We start from the raw sequence: 22,100 nt of genomic DNA, 5'->3' as shown, positions 1-22,100 counted from the left end.
AACCATGCGGAGTGCCGGTTCAAATCAGCGCTCCGCCCCCATTCGTTTCTGGTATCAAACATATCCATATCGTAAATGATTAGGCGTTCGTAATTTCTAATTACTAATTCCTAATTACTAATTAACAAGAGGTGTATTTGGAAATGACCGATGTAGTGATCGAAAAAAAGGGTCATGTAGCGATCGTTAAGATCGAGCACATGCAGGCTATGAACGCGCTCTCCACCGACATGTACGCGCAGCTCGAAGAGGCGTTCGGTGAAGTCGCGAAGATGGACGACGTTTATGCCGTCGTACTGACCGGTTCCTCTGTCGTCAACAAGAAGGGCAAGACCGTTAACTCCTTTGTGGCCGGCGCGGACATCGCCGAGATGTCCACCAAGACCGTTGAGGAAGGCAAGTTCTTCGGCAACGAATCCAACCGCGTTTGCTGGATGATCGAAAACTTCAAGCGTCCGGTCATCGCCGCGATCAACGGCTTTTGTCTGGGCGGCGGCTGCGAGCTCGCCATGGCCTGCGACATCCGCCTCGCTTCCGAGAACGCCGCGTTCGGCCAGCCCGAAGTCGGCCTCGGCATCACCCCGGGCTGCGGCGGCACCCAGCGTCTGGCCCGCATCGTAGGCCTCGGCAAGGCAAAGGAAATGCTCTACACCGCCCGCGGCAACTACACCGCGCAGGACGCGCTGGCAATGGGCCTTGTCAATTACGTATACCCGCTTGAAAACCTGCTGGACGAAGCCGTCAAGCTGGCGGAAGAGATCGCCGCGCAGGCGCCGATCGCTGTTTCTCTGGTCAAGGAAGCCGTTAACGTCGGCATGCAGACCGATCTGAACTCCGCCCTCAAGTTTGAAGGCAACGTCTTCGGCCAGTGCTTCGCTACCGAGGATCAGAAGTACGGCATGGCTTGGTTCCTCGATAAGAACCGCGACAAGCCCGCCAAGGAGTTCAAGAACAAGTAAACCGTTTCGCCATCCATCAAAGCAGTAAGAGAGAGCTGCAACGAGAGAGAAGAGAGGTTTTTCATAATGAAAATTTGTGTATTCGGCGCGGGCAACATGGGTGCGCGCATTGCTGAGGTATTTCTTAACGGCGGTCACGATGTCAAGCTGTTCGACATCAAGCAGGATTTCCTCGATCGCGGCGTTTCGATCATCGACAAGGATCTGTCCTTCTTGGTTTCCAGAGAAAAGATTACCGAGGCCGACAAGGCTGAGCGCCTGAGCCGCCTTTCCACCACGGTAAACCGCAAGGACGCTTGTGAAGCCGAGTTCGTCATGGAAGTTATTCTGGAGCGCATGGATCTCAAGATCGACCTGCTGCAGGAGCTGGACGGCATTTGCCCGCCCCACACGATCTTTGCATCCAATACCTCGGGCCTGTCCATCACCGAGATGGCCGCTTCCATTCCGCACCGCGCCGACAAGTTTATCGGCTGCCACTTCTTCAACCCGGCACAGATCATGAAGCTGGTCGAGGTCGTTCGCGCCATCCAAACCTCTGACGAAACCTTCCAGTTTGCATACGACCTGATGGCCGCGCTGGGCAAGACGCCTGTCGCCGTGGACGAAGGCCCGGGCTTTGTCGTAAACCGCATGCTGATCCCGATGATGAACGAAGCCATCGGCATCTACGCGGACGGCATCGCCAGCCCTGCTGATATCGACATCGCGATGCAGCTTGGCGCGAGCATGAAGTCCGGCCCGCTGCACACGGCGGATCTGGTTGGCCACGATGTAAACCTCGCTATTATGGAAAACATTTATCACGAGACCGGCGACACCAAGTACCGCCCGCATCCGCTGCTCCGCAAGATGGTGCGCGCGGGCTGGCTGGGCGTTAAGACCGGTAAGGGCTTCTTCGATTACGACGGCCCGTTCGGCAAGGAGATCATCAAGTAAGCCCCTTGGCCGATTTCCAACAACGGCAAATCCCCGTCAGGTTTTTCCTGACGGGGATTTTTCTTCCTATTTTTGTGTGAATATATTACCATTGCGCTAAAAAGTTATCACTATTTGCACAAGCGATTATAGATTATTTTGTTTGTTTCGACAAACTTCCTGTCATTCTATGGATTTTGTCGAAAAAAAGAGATATAATGTCATTTGTACGGAAACATGACGCGCACCATGGCGGCCGAAACGGCAAAAGCCGTCAAGTCTGCGCAAAGAGCGGCAAACACCATATAACGCATTTTGGATAGCCCCAAGTGCCCGCTATATACGCTGATGGTATATAGACTAGTCTCTGAAGAACCCAGCATCACCGCCGCGACGCGGCCGGCGTAGCTATCCGGTCCGCATCGCTGCATAATCTCGCTGCCCAGCGCCAGCCCTCCGCCGCCGCTGATCGGCTTTAGCAGCGTCAGCGCCGCGCACTCCTGCGGTATCCCAAACAGATTCAGCACCGGCGCCAGCGCGGCCGCGGCTATGTCTATCGCGCCGGAAGCGCGCAGCATGTATACAACGGTAAGCATGCCCACCATGGTGGGCAGTATGCTTACCGCTGTCTGCAAGCCGCTCTTCGCCCCCCGCAGGAACGTTGGGAATACATCCACACCTTTATACAGTGCGTATAATCCAACGGCGGCCAGCATAAGCGGCACCAACCCGGCTTGCATTAAACGCATGGTTTTGCACTTCACCCTTTCCTGATTTGACGAGCTATTCAATTTTTAGGAAATACTTTAGGAAATGTTTTGCATTTCGACAAATTTTTCGCTTTCCATGTGCAATAATACAAAATGTAATTGGGTCCGCTATTTCCCCCGATTTTTCTCCGGGAACAAAGGGCGCATCAGCCGCCCGCTGATCAATACCGCCGCAACAGATGTAATCGATGCCACCCATACCGCCGGCATAATGTCAAACGGCGCCGCGGAGCCGCAGGCGCCGCGCACCGCCGCCACGGTGGATGGAATGAGCTGGATCGAAGCGGTGTTCAGCGTGATCAGCGTCAGCACCGTGTCCGGAGAGCCGCGCCGCCCCTCAAGGGTGTACAGGCGGTCCACCGCCTTAAGCCCCAGCGGGGTAGCCGCATTCGACAAGCCAAGCAAATTGGCCGTTACATTGGCGCTGACCGCCTCCATCGCCTCTCTATCGCGCGACGCCGCGCCGAACAGAGGGCGAAGCACCGGCATGAGCAAACGCGAAAGCTTTTCCGCCAATCCGGACGCGCTGATCAGCTCCATCAGGCCGCTCCAAAAGCACATCAGCCCGGCGATGCTGATGGCAAGCGTTACCGCCTCCGCCGCTCCCGTACTTACTGCCGCCGTTACCGCGTCCAACCGGCCGGTGGCAACGCCACAGACCAGCGAAAGCACCAAAAAACAGACCCATACAACGGAAAGCACCCGGCTTTCCCCCCTTTCCCTCGCACGCAAGTCCCTTTTGAGGGCTTGGTGATAGAAATGAAAAGACCCAACAAAGAAATGAAGGAGTGTTACACATGAAATCCACCGGCATTGTTAGAAAGGTCGATGAACTCGGAAGAATCGTTCTCCCCATCGAGCTGCGCAGAACATTGGATATCGACGTAAAGGATGCGCTCGAAATCTACGTGGACGGCAACCAGATCATCCTGAAGAAGTACGAGCCCGCCTGCGTCTTCTGCGGCAACGCGAAGGACGTTATCCATTACAAGAACAAGAACGTCTGCAAAGCCTGCATGAAGGAAATCGCCAGCCTGTAAGATTCCCCCGGCATATTTACGGCCGCCCCTCCGCCAAAGGAAGGGCGGCCGCCTTTTTATGGCCTGCCTGCCGGTGAAGCCGCTTTTACGCGGTACTTTTCCCGAGTCGCCATGCCGCCGCGGATGTGGCGTTCGTTTTTATTCTTGCGCAGCACGGCCTGCACGCCGTCGAACAGCTCACGGTTCAGCGTTTTCAGCCGCGTGGTAATATCCTTATGTACGGTTGATTTAGAAATACCGAACCGCGCCGCCGTTTGCCGCACGGTCGCCTCATGCTCGATCATATAATGTGCGAGCTGGATCGCCCGCTCCTCGGGTAAGCCTTTCACCGTCGTCCCCCCTGCCGTTTCGCACTGTCGTTACTAACACTGTATGCAGGGCGTCCGGCGGGTAGACCCGCGAAATAAAGAACAGCCGGGAAAGCAAGCGTAGCTTGCTTTCCCGGCTGTGAGGCTGTCGAAACAAAGCCCCATTTCGATCGAGTATTCCGGCTTCTGCGCGCGCCTTACAGGCACACTTGAAGTCGGTTTGTAAAAAAACCGAGATACATGCTCAATGTCATTTAGTTAAGCTTTCCCGGTTGTCATTCTGAGGAACGTAGTGACGAAGAATCTCGCGCGAACGCGCGATTTTCGGTAAGGAACGCGCGTTCGCGCGAGATCCTTCGCTCCGCTCAGGATGACAAACCCTTAACTTAATGACATTGGATACATGCTCCCGGTTTTTATGAATTTTGCCGCAAGCGGCAAAATCCTATTTTATGCACGCTGCGGCGTGAGGACTTTTTCGACATGCTTTCCCGGCTGTTTAGCTATCTTCTCATCAGCGCGCCGATGCCGTGCGTGTGGTAATCGACCAACAGGGTGATGCTGCGCCGCACCCCGCGCGGCCGGACGCGGCTTTTCAGAATTTGTATGAGGCCGTCGATCAGGTTATGTACGATGATCTTTGCGAGCAGCTCGCGGTCATCGTCGTCGGCCAGCAGCGGCTCTGTCTTGGCCGCCAGAATGTCAATGAGCGTAGCCTTAAGCCCTTCGTACCGCGTGCCCTGCGCCTGCTCCATGATCAGCAGCAGGCCGTATTTTTCGTTCAGGCAAAGCTGGATAAACGCTTCGTCCACCAGCAGCTGATATTCCGGCATGCCGACCGCGGGATCGAACCGTTTGTCTCGCAGGCGCAGCACCACGCTGCGCAGGCCGTCGGCCGCGTTATCCGTCAGCTCATAGAACAAATCCTGCTTGCTTTTAAAGTAATGGTACATGTTGCTTTTGCTGATATTCACTTTATCCGCAATCATTTGCAGCGATGTACGCGCATAACCCCGCTCCAGAAAAAGGTGCTGCGATTCCAGCAAAATCTTGTGGCGCAGCTCATCCTTCAACGTCTGCATAATAAAGACCACCCATTCATTTCTGTATCTATTATATCAAATTTCGACCAAATGTCAATCGAACCCCTGTTCCTCGGCAAAAAATATTCCGGCGTTTCTGCCGCCGGAATACGCGCCTCGCGCTTTCGTTTTATTTGTCTTCCGCCGTCACCTTGGGCACATGCGGCCGGTCTTTCGTCGTGGCGAACTGAAACGCGACGCCCGATAAGGCCAGCAGAACGCCCACCAGAAGCGGCATCCACGCCGACCCTGTCGCCGCCCCCGGCATGAGCGAGATCAGCATCTGGCCCGCGTTCAGCCCGCCGCTGACGGCGCTGACAAGGATCATGACCACCCGCGTCGCCTTGACCGACGCAATGCCGATCAGCAGGCCGGCCAGCGCGCCCACCGTCCAGCCGAGCCATGTCGTTTCGATCAGCATGCGGCAAAGCAGCAGCGTCAGCCCGCTGGTAAACACGAATACGCCCGCCAGATACAGTTTAAATGAAACAAGCACCAGCAGAACGCCGATCGCCATGCTGAGCAGTACGCCCAGCGCCATGTGCAGCGCAAAATGCGAGCTAATCACGCCGCCCACAATAAAGCCGATCACAAAGCAGGTCGCCGCGATCCAAACACGCTGCAGCCGATACCCCAGAAAGCAGTTGACCAGTGCAAAAATAATACCGAACGCGAGCATAATCCCCGATAATCCGTCCAGTTCCATAAAGCTTCCTCCCCTATTTCTGATAGGACTATCATACCGCAAATTGCCTTATCATGCAACAAAACCGCACGAACTTATGCAATTTTGTACATTATTTACCCTTTGGCTCCTGGCATTCGCTGCATTCATCGTCGTGTAGGGATATCACGCCGCCGCATTTGGGGCAGGTAAACGCTTGGCGCTGGCTTTGCATAAACGCCTCCAGCCCTTCCGTCTCCACCGTCCGGCTATTCTGCATCAAGCTGGCATGATAGCGCTTATGATAGCTCTTTTCAAGGTTCTTGATTCGTTGACAGGGATATTCCGCGCACTGATAGCAATACGAAAGGCCCTTTTCGCGGACGCAGTCCTTGATTTTGCAGGCCCTGCAATGCTCCGGTTTGCCTTCGTCACTGTACAGGCAGCCCAAGCAAGGCTTCTTATGGTAGCAATGCTTATAGCAGACCGTGCAGTTCATCCCACAGGGCGCGAACATCCTCGGGTCCATCCGTTGCGGCATTTTCATACGCTTCCCCTTTCTGTATCGCCGTTTAGAGTATCATACCGCTTTTTCACACGTTGCGCAAGAAAAACGGCCGTGCACAAGCTGCACAGCCGTTTTTATTACTCATTTCTTTTATCAGCCGCCGAACACCTTGATCATAAAGCCCGCGGCGACAGCGGAGCCGATGACGCCGGCCACGTTCGGGCCCATGGCGTGCATGAGCAGGAAGTTAGCCGGGTTGGCCTTCTGGCCCTCTACCTGCGCGACGCGCGCGGCCATCGGCACGGCGGAAACGCCGGCCGAACCGATCAGCGGGTTGATCTTGCCGCCGGACAGCTTGCACATCACCTTGCCGAAGATCAGGCCGCCCGCCGTGGACAGCATGAACGCAAGCAAGCCAAGCACAATGATCTTGATGGTATCCCAAGACAGGAAGGTCTCCGCGACCGCCTTACAGCCGACAGACAGGCCGAGGAAGATCGTGATGATGTTGATCAGCGTGTTTTGCGCCGTATCGGACAGACGGTCCACCACGCCGCATTCGCGGAACAGGTTGCCCAGCATCAGCATGCCGATCAGCGGCGCGGTTTCCGGGATCAGGCCGACGACAATAATCGTGACCGCGACCGGGAACACGATCTTTTCCGCCTTGGATACCGGACGGAGCTGCTCCATTTTGATCTCGCGCTCCTTCTGCGTCGTCAGCGCGCGCATGAGCGGCGGCTGAATCAGCGGGATCAGCGCCATGTAGGAATAAGCGGCAATCGCAATCGCGGGCAGGAACGCCGGGGCGAGCTTGGAGGCCGTCAGGATAGCGGTCGGGCCGTCCGCGCCGCCGATTACGCCGATCGCCGCCGCGACCGCTTCCGGGAAGCCGAGCGCGAGCGCGAGCAGGAACGCGGAGAAAATGCCGAACTGCGCGGCCGCGCCGAGCAGCATGGAGGAGGGCCGCGCGATCAGCGGGCCAAAGTCGGTCATCGCGCCGATGCCGAGAAAGATGATGGACGGATAGATCGCGTGCTGCACGCCCTGATAGAACACCCACAGCATGCCGGGGCTGGTCATGGTGCCGTCCGCCGCGACGACCGGACCGTTCAGAAGGCCGGTGAGCGGAAAGTTGGCCAGCAGGATGCCGAACGCGATCGGCACGAGCAGCAGCGGCTCAAACTTCTTACCAATGCCGAGATAGAGCAGCACGCACGCGATGAGGATCATCACAAGGCTGCGCGGGTCCTGTACCATGGCGGCGAAGCCGGATTCGGTAATGATTTTTTCGAGCACACCGATGAAGGAAAAGTCTCCCATATTCGACGCCCCCTGTTACAGCGCGCACAGAACAGCGCCGGTATCTACGGCCGCGCCCTTTTGCACACTGACCGAAGAGACGACGCCGTCATGCGGCGCGCAGATCTCATTTTCCATCTTCATCGCTTCGAGGATGAACAGCACGTCGCCCGCCTTGACCTGCTGGCCGACAGCGCAGCGCACGTCCAGAATGGTGCCGGGCATGGGCGCCGCCACGCTCTCGCCGCCTGCGGCGGGCGCTGCCGCCGGAGCCGCCGGTGCGGGCGCTGCGGCCGGCGCCGCCGCGGGAGCCGCGGGAGCCGCCGGAGCGTCGCCCTTCAGCACGGCGGTGGCCTGCCCCTTTTCCACTTCTACTTCATATTGCTTGCCGTTCAGCGTTACGATATACTTCATGTCGATTACCCCCTTTTACAGTGCTCGAATGGATTTGAAAACAAGCTGGTCCGGCGTCACGCCGAGCTCGTCGCTGACAATGGCCATGATGCAGGCCGCGGTCAAATCGTTCACGCCGGAAAGCTGCACCGGCGCCGCCACCGGGGCGGGCGCGGGCACGGGCGGGCGAACGGGCGCGGGGCCGGGCGCCGCGGCTGCCGGCGCGGCGGACATGCTGCCCGCGATGGAACCGACCGCGCGGGAAATCGCCACGATGATGATGGAGAGCACCGCCAGCATGATGAAAACGATTACAATACCGGATACCGCGATCATCAGCGATTCCGTGGTCATATTGCCGATCAACATGGTTTACCCTACCTCCCTGATGGTGAACTGCGCGACAAAAGGCTTTTCCGCGTCGCGAATATCAAAATACTGCTCGGCCTGCTGCGGGAAGGCGATGTAGCTGAGCACGTCCTCCTCGCTTTCCGCGCGGCCGCCGAGGTATTCCTTCGCCTTGTCGAACTCAGGCTCCAACGTATCGGCATAGCGCGTGGTGAGCGGCTGTTCGCCGCCCAGCACCTTTTCCGCCAGCGCGGCGTCGATGCTGCCGGGCGCTTTACCGTATTCGCCGCGGATATAGCTTTTGATTTCCTTGCCGATGGACTTATACCGCTCGCCGAGCAATACGTTGACCGTCGCCTGCACGCCGACCATCTGGGAAAGCGGCGTTACGAGCGGCGGATAGCCCAGATCCTCGCGCACGCGGGGCGTTTCCGCCAGCACCGCGTCCAGCTTGTCAATCGCGTTCTGCGCCTTGAGCTGCGCGACCAGATTGGACAGCATGCCGCCCGGAATCTGGTAGACGAGCGCATCGGTCTTGGTCGACAGCACATAAGGATCGAACACGCCGCTCGCCGCGAATCTTTGCTGCACGGGAATGAAAAAGTCGTTTACTTTTTTCAGAATCTTGGTATCCACGCCGCAGTCGAAGCCCATCTGCGCCAGCGTATAGACAAGCGATTCCGTGGCGGGCTGGCTGGTGCCGCCCGAGAAGCACGAGGTCGCGCAGTCGATCCCGGCCGCGCCCGCCTCCGCCGCCTTCAGATAGGTCATGTAGCCAAGGCCCGTGGTCGCGTGCGTATGCACGTAGATCGGCAGGCTGATATTCTCCCGCAGCGCGCTGACCAGCTCAAAGCATTCCTTCGGGCTCATGATGCCCGCCATGTCCTTGATGCAAAGGCTGTGGCAGCCCATTTCCTCGATCTGCTTACCGAGCGAGACGAACAAATCAAGGTTGTGGATCGGACTGAGCGTATAGCAGATGCAGCCCTGCGCGTGGCCGCCCGCGGCGATGCATTCCTGTACCGCGACTTCGATATTGCGCATATCGTTCAGCGCGTCGAATATGCGAATGATATCCATGCCGTTTTCGATGCTTTTTCGCACGAAGCGGCGCACGGTATCGTCGGAATAATGGTGATAACCGAGCAGATTTTGACCGCGCAGCAGCATTTGCAGCTTTGTGTTTTTCATGTGCGATTTGATCTTCCGCAGCCGTTCCCACGGATCCTCGTGCAGATAGCGCAGGCAGGAATCGAACGTTGCCCCGCCCCAGCATTCCACCGAGTGATAGCCGGCCTGATCCATCTCGTCCAGCACAGCTTCAAAATCCGCAAACGGCATCCGGGTAGCGATCAACGACTGCTGCGCGTCGCGCAGCACGGTTTCCGTAATGTGCATTTGTTTCACGTTTCGATGCCCTCCTTTTAACCGCTAAAATAGGCCTTCGGTGGGAAAAGCCCCCTACTGACCCATTTTAATTACTTGTATTCTACCATTTTTATTGAGCCGGTGCAATGGCATTCTTGTGGAAATCGCCGAAATTCATAAATATTCGGGCTTTATATTTTCCATTCTCATTCTCGATTGACTTTTCCTTCGTTGTGCGGTATCATAAAAAGCGCGGACCGCATAAGCCTAGTATGTGATTTTTGCCGTCCCTTACCAGTTTTTCATTCCATATTCTCGCGCGCCGCGAAAAAAAATCATACGCCCCGGTAGCTCAGGGGATAGAGCAACCGCCTCCTAAGCGGTAGGTCGGACGTTCGAATCGTCTTCGGGGTGCCAAAAGGAAAAGCCGCACGTCTTGAGAAATCAAGACGTGCGGCTTTTCCTATTTTCTAAGCAACCCAAAGCGCCAATCATTGTGGGGCCCCGCGTCATCTAAATTGTCTTACCGGATCGCGGCGGCTCAGCGGCGCTTCACCGCCTGATGCAGCACCTGATAGAGATAGTCGGCGTCCACCGGTTTCGTCACGAAGCCGTTCATTCCCGCCTTCATGGCCGCGTCCACGTCCTCCTGAAAGGAGTTGGCCGTCATGGCGATGATGGGGAGGCTTCCGGCGTCCGGCCGGTCCATGGCCCGGATTTCCCGCGCGGCTTCCAGACCGTTCAGCTCCGGCATCTGGATATCCATGAGGACGGCCTGAAATTCCCCGGGCGCGCTGTCCCGGAAGAGGGCAACGGCCACCGCCCCGTTTTCGGCCCGGCTCACCTTGGCGCCCTGAAGCTCCAGCAGCTCGGTGGCGATCTCAGCGTTCAGGTCGTTGTCCTCGGCCAGCAGGATACGCAGCCCGTTCAGGGACTGCGGCTGCCCGGAGGACTCAGGCGCGGACGCTTCGCCGCCCAGAGGGAGGGACACCGTGAAGTAAAACTCGCTGCCCTGACCCAGCGCACTCCTAATTTTCAGTTCTCCGCCCATCAGTTCCACCAGCGTTCGGCTGATGGCAAGGCCCAAGCCGGTTCCCTGACTCTTGGCCAGATTGGGGCCCACCTGCTCAAAGGCGCCGAAGATTCGCTCCTGATGCTCGGGCGCGATGCCCACGCCGCTGTCCGCCACCTGAAAACGGTAGCTCGCCCGCCCGTCGCCCTGTTCCGTCTCGGTGACGGTAAGGCGGACCCACCCGCCGGAGGGGGTAAACTTGAACGCGTTGGAAACCAGATTGGTCAGAATTTGCTTGAGACGCACGGCGTCCCCCAGCACGGCGTCGTCGGTGAGGTCCCGCACCACCGAAAAGCTGATTTCACGCCGGCCGGCCTCCGAGGCCATCATGCTCTCCAGATCGGTCAGGAGCCGTTCCAGAGAGAAGGGCTCGCTCGAGACCGTCATCATGCCGTTGTCGATGCGGCTCATATCCAAAATGTCGCTGATGAGGCTTAATAAGTAGTGCGAAGAGGCGCGGAGTTTCAACAGATTCTCCCGCACGCCCTCCGAGACATCCTCTCTCCGGCAGGTGAGCTCACTCAGACCCACGATGGCGTTCATGGGGGTGCGGATCTCGTGGCTCATGCGGGAGAGGAACTCTCCCTTGGCCCGGCTGGCGGCCTCCGCCCGCTCCAGCTCGCCCAGCATGCGGGCGGCGCGGATGCGGGAACGGGCGACCACCAGCAGCAGCACGCCCAGCAGCAGAAAGATACCGGCGCATAGGGACACGAAAAGAAAGGGGTTGGCGTAGACCAGCTCCACCACGGAGAGGTGGCCTGCCCCCACCGAGATCAGGTTTTGATTGACCAGCGTGACCTTGTCCTCGCTGCTCAGGCTGTTGACGGCCTTGTTTAAAATGGTGAGTAGCTCCACCGTGGTGGGCCGGGGCAGCGCAAAGCAAATGTCGTTGCGATTGTTGACGAGGGTGTTGGGCACGACGTTGGAAAAGTGGTGCTCCTGAATGACCTGCTCGATCCGGGCGGAGAGGCCGTAAACGAAGTCCACCTCGCCCCGGTTTACGGCCGCAAGGGCATCCGGCACGTTGCGGTAGGTCCGCTCCTCGGCGGCCCGTATGCTGGCGGGGATATGCCGCCCCTCCATGACCGCGCCCACCAGCCCCTCGGCGGGGAAGCTGACCGACTTGTTCCGGGCGACGATGTCGTTGAGGGTGGCATAGGTGCTGGACAGGGCCATATCCAGCTCCACGCCCTCATCCGTCGTACCCAGAAAGGCGCCGAGCATATCGGCCTCGCCCCGGCGCACCAGCTCAATGGCCTCGGCATAGCTATCCGCGGTCACATAAGTAAAGGTAAGGCCGGTGTACGCCGCCACCCGGTCCAGAACGTCCGGGATCAGCCCATTGTGGAGGTTGTTGGCTGACTCCAAGCAGTAGAAGGGGTGCCACTGGTCCACCACCGCCACCGATACGGTCTGCTTCCGGCGAATGTATGCCATTTCCTCCTCGTTTAAAAAAATACTGGCGATGCCGCTGTCTGTGAAGTTGGCGTCGTAGCGGTCCTGCGCGAAGCTGGGGCTTGCGTCGGCAATCTTCTCCAGCGCCATGTTGAGCTCGGCCAGAATGTCCGGGCGGTCCGGCGTCGTGACGATATAATGAGGCTGGGAATCGAACGCGGCCACCGGGCGGAAGGCTTCGTCGCTGTCCGAGCTGTTGCCCAGCAGCATGTCGACCTCTCCATCCTTCAAATAGTGGTACAGGTTCCCTTCCTCGGACATCTGCTCGCCGCTGTAGTAGACGATGGTGCAATCGATTTGGTTGATGGTAAGAAAACTTTGCAGCCTATGGATATTCTCCTCGGCGCGGTCGTAGACGCCGATGGTCTTTCCTGCCATGCTCTCCCAGTCGTAAGCCCGTATGCTCTCATCGTCCCTGCGGGAGAGCAGAAAGGCTTTGGTATAACCCGCGTTATAGTCCGGGTAGGCGAAGTACTGCTCCAGCGCGGGCTGATAGTAGGCTCCGCCCAACAGGTCGTATTCCCCGTTCATAAAGCCCGAGAGGGCCGAGTCGCTGTCCATATCCACATATTCATATTTCCAGCCGGTGTAATTGGCAATTTCGTTAAGATAGTCCACCACGATGCCGTGCCGGTTGCCGAATTCGTCCGTTTCCGTGAACCCGGGCACCTGCGGGAACGGAACCTTTAAAATCCGTTCCGGCGCCGCTGCCGCCCGGACGCCGCCACAAAAGACGGATACAAACGCGACGGTCAGGGTCAGCAGCAGGGCCCCGCACCGCAAGACTGCCCGTCTTAAGTTGCTCATGTTGCGCTCCCCTTTCCCGGGACGGTACTCCCGGCTTATCGTTACATTACCCGTTGATACAGGCTGATAGGCCTTATTATGTTACCATAAAATCAATCGTCTGTCCAACCTTCCCCCACGGCGGCGCCCCCATATTTGGAGATCTCCTCCCGCTGTATGGCGTCGTATTCCGCCGTCACTTCCGCCACGCTCCGCCCCTGACAGAGCTGCTGGCTCAGCTCCCGCACGGTATCCCACACGTTAAAATGCAGGCGAAAGTCCTGATTGGGAATCTGCCCGCCCTCAGCCACGCAGGCGATCAGCAAATCCGACTGGGGAATGTCCGGGGCCGTGGCATTTCGGGAAGAAGAGATTTTCCCTTGATTGTTGGCGAAGGAATCCAGCGTTTCCGTCCGGCCCAGCGCCTCCACGATGGCGACGGCCGCGTCCAGATGCTGGGAGCCCGGGTTGACCGCCAGCCTCTGGTCGGCGCCCACAACGCAGATAGAGCCGCTTTCCAGCACCGGCAGGGGCGTCATTTGGATTTCAAACGGATAGCCGCGGAAGGCCTTGCCGCGATAGAGGGCGCAAATAAAGGCGCAGTTCCTCTCCGCGAAAAATTCCCGCTCTTCTTCCCGGGATGGCAGCGTGTCTAGCGCCCGCTCCGGGTCCATATACCCCTTGTCGATCAGCATTTGGAGGAATGCAAAGCCCTTTTCCATATAGGTGCTGACGGGCGTAGCGCCGTTCGACACGGCCTCCACCTTCTGCGCGCAGCCCTCCCCCTGATAGAGGTCGTATAGGCCTGCGCACATCACCGGGACCGTCAGTGCAAAGTCCTTGTTGGCGCCATAGGGCAGTATTCCGTTTTCCTTCAGCGTTTGGCATACGTGCAGGAATTCCTCCAGATTTTCCGGCACGTTCAGGCCATACTCGCGCAGCATATCCACATTCCATATAAAACCGAAACAAGTGTAGGACAGCGGAAGGGAAAATACCTTCCCGTCATAAGTGCTCTGTATCAGCGCGTCCTGAGACAGGTTCCCCGTGAAATCCAGGTCGGACATATCGTAGATATAGCCCTTCTCGTCAAATTCCAGCACGTCCTCCGCCGGGATCAGGTAGAGGTCGTCCGCTGTCCCCGAGGAAAGGCGTTTGAGCAGAAGCTCCCTGTAGGAAAGGCCCTCGTCCGCGTAAAAGTTGGCGGAATCGCTGTAAACCATGATATTGGTGCTTCCGTCCTGATTCAGAACTGTTTTGCAGCAGTCTTCTATGGCGTCCGAAACCTCTTCGTTCTGCGTGAAAATCGTGATGGGCGTTTCCGGAATGCTGTGGTCCAGATAGAGCTCGGGATCTGTCTGTCCCATTCCGCAGCCGGCCCCCACTAGGGCCAAAACCGTAAGAGCGACCAGCAGCCCCGCTTTTGTAAGCTTTCTTTTCATGATAACTCCCCCCGTATCGCTTTAATACCGCCGTCATGGCGATGATCTGCATGAGAAAAACCGAGCTAGACAGGGCGATCCCCCCACCCAAGCTTTCGACGGGTTATGTCCGAACGGACAGGCCGCCCCCTGCCGCATCTTCATCAGGGCGCCTGATTTTACTATCATTATACCGGATGAAAGAAGGAGATTCAATGAATTTTATCTTCACACAGTGGCTGCGCCGCGCGTGCGAAGCTTTCCACAACACCGAAGCCTTGCTGTCGAACGGCGTCAATCTGCTGAGTGAAACGTTGGCGCTTTCCGCTTACAATAAATTTCAAATTTTCTCTTGACATGGAGTAAACTCCAAGTGATAAGATGTCGGTAGGACAAAACACGAAGCAAAGGAGGCGCGATCATTGACCGAACCCAAATCAGGAATTTTTGAAAGAGGTCCCGCAAACACAGGCTATGCCCAGTATTTTATCGGCCAAAGTTATTTGAACATGCTCACGACTGAGGGGGTGGGCATCGGTAACGTGACGTTTGAGCCCGGCTGCCGCAATAACTGGCACATCCACCACAAGGGCGGGCAGATATTGCTGGTGACCGCCGGACGCGGCTGGTATCAGGAATGGGGCCGGCCCGCGCGCGAGCTTCACGCGGGCGACGTTGTCAACATCCCGCCTGAGACCAAGCACTGGCACGGCGCCGCGCGCGACAGCTGGTTCGTGCACCTTGCGGTGGAGGTACCGGCGGAAGGCGCTTCCAACGAGTGGCTCGAACCGGTCGGCAACGAGGAATACGATCAATTAACGTAAAGGAAGTCTTTTTACCATGCCACATATCGACATCACCATGTTCCCCGGGCGGGATCATGACACCAAAGCCGCCCTCGCGCAAAAGGTACAGCGTTTTATCGCACAGGACCTTGGCATAGAGGAAAGAGTCGTATCGGTATCCATCCGTGATATCCCCAAGGACAAATGGGCCGAGCACATGGCCGCATTTGCAGAGGATACCCAATTCATCAAGCCCAAGGTCTGACCGGGGGCGCATAAAAAAGCGGTCCGGCAAGGAGCTCGCCTGATGGCGGCGCGCCCTTGCCGGACCATTTATTATGCAAGACAGGCTTGTATCACACGGTACAGCTCGGCCACATCGATCGGTTTGGCCAGATGGCTGGTCATACCGGCTTGCTTCGACGCGACGACATCCTCCGCGAACGCGTCGGCGGTCATGGCGATAATCGGTACCGTCGCCGCGTCGGCGCGGGAAAGCGCACGGATGACGCGGGTCGCGGCCAGACCGTCCATCACCGGCATTTGAATGTCCATCAGGATCAGCGCGTAATGCCCTTCCGGAACGTTTTCAAACCGTTCTATCCCCTGCTTGCCGTTGCACGCCGTGTCGACGATCGCGCCGGTCCGCTGCAACAGCTCAACCGCGATCTCACGGTTCAGTTCGTTATCTTCTACCAGAAGCAGGCGCTTGCCCGAAAAATCATAAGTGGGCTGCACGCTTTTTTCCGCCTTTTGCTGCAAAACGTATCTTTTAATCCCATAGCACAGCGTGGAGCGAAAAATCGGCTTTTGCAAAAAACCGTTGACGCCCGCCCGCTTTGCGACATCCTCGATATCGCTCCAATCATACGCGGACATGATGAGGATGGGGAATTGACGGCCCACCTTCTCGCGGATACGCTCGGCGGTGTGCAGGCCGTCCAGCTCGGGCATTTTCCAATCCAAAATGACCGCGTCGTAATCGCGCCCTTCCCGGCTGGCCCGCACGACCTTTTCCACCGCGTCCGCTCCGCTGGAGGTGCATTCCGCTTTGACCTGCAATTCACCGAGCAGCTGCTCCAAATATTCCAGCGTGTACGCGCCGTCGTCCACCACGAGGACCTTTAGCTCCGGGAACCGGCAAAGCTCCGTCGCGGTATCGTCGATCTCCATGGGCAGGCGGACGACAAAGGTCGTGCCAACGCCCACCTCGCTCTGCACCTCGATGCTGCCGCCCAGCAGCTCGACAAGGCGTTTGGTGATCGCCATGCCCAGCCCGCTGCCCTCGGTCTTATCCACGCGGCTGTCCTGCTCGCGGGAAAAGGGATCGAAAATGTGTTCGAGATAGCCTGCGCTCATGCCGATGCCCGTATCCGCCACCCGAATGCGCAGTTCCGCGTCGGCCGGCGCTGCCCCCGGAAACTCTTCAATATCCACCGTCACCGCGCCGCCGGACGGCGTGAATTTGGACGCGTTGGACAGCAGGTTGATCAGGATCTGCCGCAGGCGCAGCGCGTCCGAGCAATAACGCTCGTGCCGCACATGATGCAGCTGCACGGCAAACTGCTGCTCCCTCGCCTTGATGCTCGGCTGTGTGATCGTTACCACGTTTTCCAGCAGCTCGGGCAGGGATACCGGCGCGGTATTGATCGCGATATTGCCGTTTTCGATCCGGCTCATGTCCAGCACATCGTTGATCAGGCCCAGCAAATGGCGGCTGGACAGCTCGATCTTGCCAAGGCAGTCGAGCATTTTTTCCGGCTCGTTCAGGTGCGCCTTGGCAATATCCGTCATGCCGACGATCGCGTTCATGGGCGTGCGGATGTCATGCGACATATGGGATAGGAAATCCGTCTTGGCGCGGCTGGCATGCTCCGCCAGTTCAAGCGCCTGTTGCAATTCGCGCGCCTGCTGCTCCAGCTTTTCCTGCATGCTGCGCAGCTCGGTCTCATTGGTGATGTCGATAAAGATCGCCAGATAAATAAAGTCCCCGCCCTGCCGGTCGACGCAGGAGGCGTTGACTTGCAGCCAAAAGGTCTTGCCCGCGCTGTTTTCCACATGGATCACAAAATGCACCGGTTTTCCCGCGGACAGCTCCTGCCGGTGGGCGCGGATGACTTCCTCGTTCTGCTTCAGGTTGTTTTGAAAAATAACGGCGGCTGTGTCGATCCGGCTGCTTCCCGCGCCGAAAAACGTATTGAACTGGCTGTTTACTTCCATGATTCGGATATGCATTTCCGGGTCAATCCGGTATTTTGCCACAAAGCCGGGCAAATTGTCATAGGCGGCCGTTTGCTCGATCCGCTGCTGCATGCTTTCCGTGACATCGGTCATAACGGTATAGGAGACCTGCCGACCGTCGATGTATTCATCCGTGAAGGTGGCCGTCATCTGCACCCAAATGTATTCCCCGCTCTTGCGGCGCATTCTGGAAGTGAGGATGTAGCCGTTCCTTCCGGTGGACAGCGCCTTCATGACGGCGTCCGTCAATTCCGCAAGCTCCTTGTCATCGTGTATGCCGAGCGCGTCGTTTACATAATAAGTATCGCAATGGTTGTGGTATAGCGCTTCGTATTCCTCTTTGGGGTAGCCGATCAGATCATAATAAAACGAGTTGGCCCACACCATTGTAAAATGTTCATCCAAAAGATGCTTGCTGACGCTGACATGCAGCATATTCATCAGCGTTGCATATTCATAATCCTTCCCTTGGGTCGTCATATCCATATTGAAGCCTTTCCTTTTTCAGGTCGCAATTCGCTTCCGCCTGTCTTTCCCGTGTTGACTATAGGTTTATTTTATTCCTTCTCCAATGAATAAGCAAGTGTTTTGTACCGCGCCAAACTATGGTATACTGGTTGCAGATCAGGCCAAGGGAGGGCGACCGGTGAAAGGGGAAAACATTCTATACGAAACGCTGTATCAATCCATCCTCACGCAGCTTTACAGCGGCGCGATCCGCTGCGGGCAAAGCTTGCCCTCCCAGCGGGAGCTCTGCCGCCAGTATCACGCGGGCATCACCACGGTCAGAAGGGTCATCCGCATGCTGGAAGCGGATGGGTATATCCACGCCGCGCCGGGCAAGCGCGCGGTCGTTTGTTTTGATGAAACGGATGAAGGCTATGTATCCGCGCTGCTCCAGCGGCGCGAGAGCATCCTTGATCTTTATGGCGGGTTGGAGCTGATCATGCCGCCGCTATACGCCAAAGGGGCGCAGCGCGCCGATACCGGCGCGCTTTACGCCGTGATACGCGACCTGCGCCAAGAAACCGAGGAATTCCGCATCCATAGGCAGGTGTCGCGTTTTCTCACCACGCTGCTCCTGCCTTGTCAAAATCCGGTCATCATGGATCTGCGGGCGGACATGGAGCATTACGCGCGCCTTCCGTACCTGCCCTCCTCCCGGCTCGCCAATCCCTTTTCGACAAGCGTCGCGCTGGCGGAAGCCACCCTTGCAAGCATCTTGCAGCCGATTGAACAGCGCGACCCCGCGGCGCTGACGCGGCGGCTGGAAAAGCTGTACCGCGACGGGGCAACGCGCGCCGCCGTCTATCTGGACGGGCTGAACCAGCGGTATCCCGCCGAGCGCCCCGCAGTCGCTTATCAGTGGTTTTGCGGAAAGGGACACGTTCCGCTGTACACCGTCGTGGCCCGCAGCCTTTATAAACGCATGGAAGCCGGCGCGTTTGACGGAAGCGCCTACCTGCCCTCCGTTCCCGCCCTGATGAACACCTATGAAATCTCCAAATCGACCGCCTGCAACGCCGTTGCGCTGCTCAGCGACATCGGCGCCGTCCGCGTGCTGGATAAAAAGGGCATCGAACGGCGGATAGGCGGCGCGCTGGCGCCGCTTCGGCTGGATATTCCGGTGATCTGCGAGCACCTTGTTTTATATTTGGATGTGATGCAGATTCTCTCCGTCTGCACAAACCGGCTTTCCCATGCCGCCGCCGCCACGCTGGACGCGCGGCAGGCGGAGGCGCTCGCCGCTATGTGGCGCGATTCGGTCGAACGGCGCACCACACACATCGTGCAAATGCTGTTGGAATTTTTGCGGCGGCACGCGCCGTATCACTGTCTGCGCACCATCGTCCGGCAGTTCGACGATATTCTGATTTGGGGCCATTACCTAAACCGGTTGGCGCCCGCTCCCGAAGAGCAAAAAGCTCTGACACAGCAGATCACGCAGGCCTTTTCATCGCTGTGCGACGCGCTCCAGCAAAACGATCTGCATCGCTTCTCCGCCTGCTTTCAGGCCGTTTTTCAGGCGGCTTATCATCATTCCCGCAACCGGCTGCGGCGGCATCCCACGCTTGCCGCCCAGCTCCCCGCGAGTTTCAGTTGACGCCGCTTTGCTCCGGCTCGCCGAAAAACAGCGCGGTCAGATCGTCCATCCACAGATCCGCGCCGTTGGTCTCCATGCAATATGCCGCGAGCAAGGCGTTATCGGTCACAAGGCCGTCCACCTGACAGCGCAGCAGTTTGTTCAGGGTCTTGATCGAATTTGCCGTCCAGCCATAGATTTTTTTGTGCTGGGCGTGCGCGTCCGCCACGGTTTCCAGCGAAAGCGAGCTGGTCTCCACGCTGTAACTATCCACATACGGCAGGTCGTAGCGGTCGGAGATCAGCAGCGCGGAGATATAGACCGTTTCTATTTCCGGAGCCAGCTGTTTGACGCGGCGCAGCGTTTCCAAATCCATCGAGGCGATGCTGCACTGGGTTTCCATGCCGTATCGCCGGATCGTGTCCAGCACGGCCCGTTCCATCCCGCCGGGGCCTTTCAGTTCGATCATCAGATCGATGCGGTCTTTGGCCGCGCGCAGCATATCCGCCAGCGTGGGCACCGGCTCGCCGGCATAGGCGGGAGAAAAAGAAGCGCCCGCGTCGAGCGGACGCACCTCCGGCCACGCGGCCTCCCGCACCGTCAGGTCCGCGCCGGTCGTTCGCCGGAAGTCAGAATCGTGTAAAACGATGAGCGTGCCGTCGCGCAGCTGCTGAACATCGATCTCGGCCGCGTCCGCTCCGTCCCTTATCGCGTTATGCAGCGCCGCCACGGTGTTTTCCGGCGCGAACAGGCCGCCCGCCCGGTGCGCGACGATCTGCGTTTCATGCTCTCCCGCGCTGAAAAACGCGCCGCCCAGCTCGGTCTCGCTCATAAAAAGCAGCATTACGACCGCGGTCGCCGCAAACAGGCTTCGCCCGATCAGCTTTTTCGCGAGCTTTTTTGGGCGTTTTTCCTTTGCCGGGCGCTTTTCTGCGCGGTAAGTATGGTATAGTGAGATGATGACGGCGCATAGTAACACAGAGACCACCGCGCCCATGCTCACGGTATTAAGCCGCTGTAAAATTACCATATAAAACGCAAAGCGCACGCGCGCCTGCGCGGGCGGAAACAAGATCCGGCAGCCGGCGGCCACCAGAATCACGGCCACCGCCGCCGCGAAAAGAACGGTCGCGGCCAGCAGCGCGCCAAGCAGCAGCATGGTCCCGCCCGTTTTGACCCTTCTCCCCCGGATGAGCCGCAGGCTTTCGCGCCATGCCGCCGGGAAAGAAGCGCCGTGCAGCAGCATCGCCGGCATGCCGAACACAAAACCGAACAGCAGCAGGTTGCACGCTATGATGATAGCCGCGTACGACAGCGCCAGCCGGGGCGTCGACCGCAGGTATTCCGCAACAAATTCGGGTACCCGCACCGTTTGCAGCCAGCCGCTCGCCATGGAAAAAACAGAAAGCAGCAGCGGCAGCGCCAAAGAAAGCACCGCGACCTTTTTTGGGCGGAACAATCCGGCGGTGCGCTTGCCCCCCTCTTTCCACATATCCCAAAGCGTGATACGCCGCCGCTCCCACCCCGCTTCGCAATACATCAGCAGTGCGACCACCTCAAACAAAAGGTAAAACGCGAGCAGAAGCAGCGTGGCCGCGATCAAAAGCAGCGCCAGCGGCGACCGGAGCAACGCGCCGATGTCCTGCTGCCCCACATGCGGCAAGCCGAGCAGGCGCGGCAAGATGGCAAGCTGCACGCGGATTTCCGGGAAAAGGAAGGCATACCCTATGGTTTTATAGATCACCGCAAAGCCAATGAGCGTATCCCAGTTGCGCAGCACCATGCCAAACACTTCGGCCACACGCTTTCTCATTCGCTTTGCTCCTTTCTCTCTTGTTTTTCCATTCAAAATGCGCTAAAATAAGCTTTGGCATTTCATTAAAGATCAGGGCGCTGCGGCACGTACCGCGCGGCAGCACAAAGGGGGGATTTTGCCTTGACCGTGATTTATGCGATACCTGTGACCAAAACCGATCCGGACGACCCGTCCGCCCGTTCTCTAATCGCGCCCGACCGGCTGGAGGAATTGGACCGCCGCCACGGCCCCGCCCGCGCGCAGGGCTTTGCCGCGACGCTTCTGTTGGAATACGCGGTGGCAAAGCTGTTCCCGTCCATCCCGCACCCGCTCGCCATCTCGGTGGCCGAGGGGGGCAAGCCCTGCCTCGTCGCGCAGCCCGGCGTGCATTTCAGCCTGTCGCATTCGGGCGCGTGGGCGGTCTGCGCGGTGTCCGACCATCCGGTCGGCGTTGACATTGAGCGGCGCGAGCCCGGCCGCCGCGATATCGCCGCGCGCTTTTTCCACCGGGAAGAGGTGCGCTATCTCGATAGTCTGCCCCTGTACCGGCGCGAGGATGCGTTTTACTCGCTCTGGGTGCTCAAGGAAGCGTTTGTCAAGGCGACCGGCCGGGGCCTTTTGTTGCCGCTGCGCAGCTTTTGTATTCGTCTGCGGGCGGACGTGCCCACGCTCGAATACGACGAAGCGGATCGCCCGTATTCGCTCGCGCTCGTCCCCTTTTCCGATCCTTCGTACCGGTTGGCGGTCTGCACCGAGGAAGCAAACGCCAAAGCGCCGGTGCTGGAAATCATGGATTGATCAT

22 protein-coding genes and 1 tRNA gene are annotated in these 22,100 nt (G+C 58.2%); 9 read left to right on the top strand and 14 right to left on the bottom strand.

All coding sequences use genetic code 11. The annotated features are described in order from the left end of the window. Window positions 1-143: 143 nt before the first annotated feature. Together NE562_RS03405 and NE562_RS03400 are read left to right on the top strand one after the other, a co-directional pair. Entirely contained in the window at window positions 144-959 is an 816-nt protein-coding gene (locus NE562_RS03405) for an enoyl-CoA hydratase-related protein (RefSeq protein WP_419195983.1), read from the top strand. Between the two features lie 63 nt (window positions 960-1,022). Then, window positions 1,023-1,898: a 3-hydroxyacyl-CoA dehydrogenase family protein gene (locus NE562_RS03400; protein WP_280961050.1), complete on the top strand. Its 876-nt coding sequence runs from the start codon at window positions 1,023-1,025 to the stop codon at window positions 1,896-1,898. Window positions 1,899-2,098: 200 nt separating this feature from the next. On the opposite strand, the gene NE562_RS03395 is transcribed toward NE562_RS03400, so the two are convergent. Beyond that, on the bottom strand, window positions 2,099-2,626 hold the full coding sequence (locus NE562_RS03395; RefSeq protein ID WP_317864520.1) for a nucleoside recognition domain-containing protein: 528 nt from the start codon (window positions 2,624-2,626) through the stop codon (window positions 2,099-2,101). Between the two features lie 129 nt (window positions 2,627-2,755). Then, window positions 2,756-3,349, bottom strand: coding sequence for a nucleoside recognition domain-containing protein (locus NE562_RS03390; protein WP_280960986.1), 594 nt, complete (start codon window positions 3,347-3,349; stop codon window positions 2,756-2,758). A 95-nt stretch (window positions 3,350-3,444) separates the two neighbouring features. Here NE562_RS03390 and NE562_RS03385 point away from each other — a divergent pair, with 95 nt between their 5' ends. After that, window positions 3,445-3,687 carry an AbrB/MazE/SpoVT family DNA-binding domain-containing protein gene (locus NE562_RS03385; RefSeq protein WP_280960985.1) on the top strand — a complete coding sequence of 81 codons (243 nt, stop codon included), beginning with the start codon at window positions 3,445-3,447 and terminating at the stop codon, window positions 3,685-3,687. A gap of 56 nt (window positions 3,688-3,743) precedes the next feature. Here NE562_RS03385 and NE562_RS03380 read toward each other — a convergent pair whose 3' ends face one another. The 8 genes from NE562_RS03380 to NE562_RS03345 form a co-directional block, all read right to left on the bottom strand. Further along, entirely contained in the window at window positions 3,744-4,016 is a 273-nt protein-coding gene (locus NE562_RS03380; RefSeq protein ID WP_280960984.1) for a sporulation transcriptional regulator SpoIIID, read from the bottom strand. 482 nt (window positions 4,017-4,498) lie between these two features. Then, on the bottom strand, window positions 4,499-5,077 hold the full coding sequence (locus NE562_RS03375) for a TetR/AcrR family transcriptional regulator (RefSeq protein ID WP_280960983.1): 579 nt from the start codon (window positions 5,075-5,077) through the stop codon (window positions 4,499-4,501). A gap of 130 nt (window positions 5,078-5,207) precedes the next feature. Beyond that, window positions 5,208-5,783 carry a hypothetical protein gene (locus NE562_RS03370; protein WP_280960982.1) on the bottom strand — a complete coding sequence of 192 codons (576 nt, stop codon included), beginning with the start codon at window positions 5,781-5,783 and terminating at the stop codon, window positions 5,208-5,210. Window positions 5,784-5,874: 91 nt separating this feature from the next. Next, entirely contained in the window at window positions 5,875-6,288 is a 414-nt protein-coding gene (locus NE562_RS03365) for a DUF3795 domain-containing protein (RefSeq protein ID WP_280960981.1), read from the bottom strand. Window positions 6,289-6,402: 114 nt separating this feature from the next. Further along, a complete protein-coding gene (locus NE562_RS03360) occupies window positions 6,403-7,572 on the bottom strand; it encodes a sodium ion-translocating decarboxylase subunit beta (RefSeq protein WP_280960980.1) in 1,170 nt (389 codons plus the stop codon). A 15-nt stretch (window positions 7,573-7,587) separates the two neighbouring features. Continuing rightward, a complete protein-coding gene (locus tag NE562_RS03355) occupies window positions 7,588-7,965 on the bottom strand; it encodes a biotin/lipoyl-containing protein (RefSeq protein ID WP_280960979.1) in 378 nt (125 codons plus the stop codon). Window positions 7,966-7,980: 15 nt separating this feature from the next. Then, on the bottom strand, window positions 7,981-8,313 hold the full coding sequence (locus tag NE562_RS03350; RefSeq protein ID WP_280960978.1) for an OadG family transporter subunit: 333 nt from the start codon (window positions 8,311-8,313) through the stop codon (window positions 7,981-7,983). A 3-nt stretch (window positions 8,314-8,316) separates the two neighbouring features. After that, a complete protein-coding gene (locus tag NE562_RS03345) occupies window positions 8,317-9,699 on the bottom strand; it encodes a pyruvate carboxylase subunit B (RefSeq protein ID WP_280960977.1) in 1,383 nt (460 codons plus the stop codon). Between the two features lie 302 nt (window positions 9,700-10,001). On the opposite strand from NE562_RS03345, the gene NE562_RS03340 reads away from it, so the two are divergent. Beyond that, a tRNA-Arg gene (locus tag NE562_RS03340) sits at window positions 10,002-10,077 on the top strand. 124 nt (window positions 10,078-10,201) lie between these two features. On the opposite strand, the gene NE562_RS03335 is transcribed toward NE562_RS03340, so the two are convergent. Together NE562_RS03335 and NE562_RS03330 are read right to left on the bottom strand one after the other, a co-directional pair. Continuing rightward, window positions 10,202-12,994 carry an ATP-binding protein gene (locus NE562_RS03335; protein WP_280960976.1) on the bottom strand — a complete coding sequence of 931 codons (2,793 nt, stop codon included), beginning with the start codon at window positions 12,992-12,994 and terminating at the stop codon, window positions 10,202-10,204. Window positions 12,995-13,086: 92 nt separating this feature from the next. Beyond that, window positions 13,087-14,415: an ABC transporter substrate-binding protein gene (locus NE562_RS03330; protein ID WP_280960975.1), complete on the bottom strand. Its 1,329-nt coding sequence runs from the start codon at window positions 14,413-14,415 to the stop codon at window positions 13,087-13,089. A gap of 194 nt (window positions 14,416-14,609) precedes the next feature. Here NE562_RS03330 and NE562_RS03325 point away from each other — a divergent pair, with 194 nt between their 5' ends. From NE562_RS03325 to NE562_RS03315, 3 genes are all read left to right on the top strand, one after another. Continuing rightward, window positions 14,610-14,750, top strand: coding sequence for a hypothetical protein (locus NE562_RS03325; RefSeq protein WP_280960974.1), 141 nt, complete (start codon window positions 14,610-14,612; stop codon window positions 14,748-14,750). Window positions 14,751-14,816: 66 nt separating this feature from the next. After that, window positions 14,817-15,218 carry a cupin domain-containing protein gene (locus tag NE562_RS03320; protein ID WP_280960973.1) on the top strand — a complete coding sequence of 134 codons (402 nt, stop codon included), beginning with the start codon at window positions 14,817-14,819 and terminating at the stop codon, window positions 15,216-15,218. Between the two features lie 16 nt (window positions 15,219-15,234). Continuing rightward, the gene (locus NE562_RS03315) at window positions 15,235-15,444 is read left to right on the top strand and encodes a tautomerase family protein (protein WP_280960972.1); all 210 of its coding nucleotides are present in this window, start codon (window positions 15,235-15,237) and stop codon (window positions 15,442-15,444) included. Between the two features lie 71 nt (window positions 15,445-15,515). On the opposite strand, the gene NE562_RS03310 is transcribed toward NE562_RS03315, so the two are convergent. Continuing rightward, on the bottom strand, window positions 15,516-17,906 hold the full coding sequence (locus NE562_RS03310; RefSeq protein ID WP_280960971.1) for a response regulator: 2,391 nt from the start codon (window positions 17,904-17,906) through the stop codon (window positions 15,516-15,518). A gap of 160 nt (window positions 17,907-18,066) precedes the next feature. On the opposite strand from NE562_RS03310, the gene NE562_RS03305 reads away from it, so the two are divergent. Then, window positions 18,067-19,524 carry a GntR family transcriptional regulator gene (locus NE562_RS03305; RefSeq protein ID WP_280960970.1) on the top strand — a complete coding sequence of 486 codons (1,458 nt, stop codon included), beginning with the start codon at window positions 18,067-18,069 and terminating at the stop codon, window positions 19,522-19,524. Here NE562_RS03305 and NE562_RS03300 read toward each other — a convergent pair. Continuing rightward, entirely contained in the window at window positions 19,517-21,316 is a 1,800-nt protein-coding gene (locus tag NE562_RS03300) for a glycerophosphodiester phosphodiesterase (protein WP_280960969.1), read from the bottom strand. The two genes, NE562_RS03305 and NE562_RS03300, sit on opposite strands and share 8 nt — an antisense overlap. A gap of 129 nt (window positions 21,317-21,445) precedes the next feature. On the opposite strand from NE562_RS03300, the gene NE562_RS03295 reads away from it, so the two are divergent. Then, a complete protein-coding gene (locus NE562_RS03295) occupies window positions 21,446-22,096 on the top strand; it encodes a 4'-phosphopantetheinyl transferase family protein (protein WP_280961048.1) in 651 nt (216 codons plus the stop codon). Window positions 22,097-22,100 lie beyond the last annotated feature (4 nt).

The organism is Butyricicoccus faecihominis, from assembly GCF_024462775.1.
In the GTDB taxonomy this organism is placed as follows: Bacteria; Bacillota; Clostridia; order Oscillospirales; family Butyricicoccaceae; genus Agathobaculum; species Agathobaculum faecihominis_A.
Note: the sequence above shows the minus strand (reverse complement) of the source record. Positions and strands in the feature narration are given on the sequence as shown.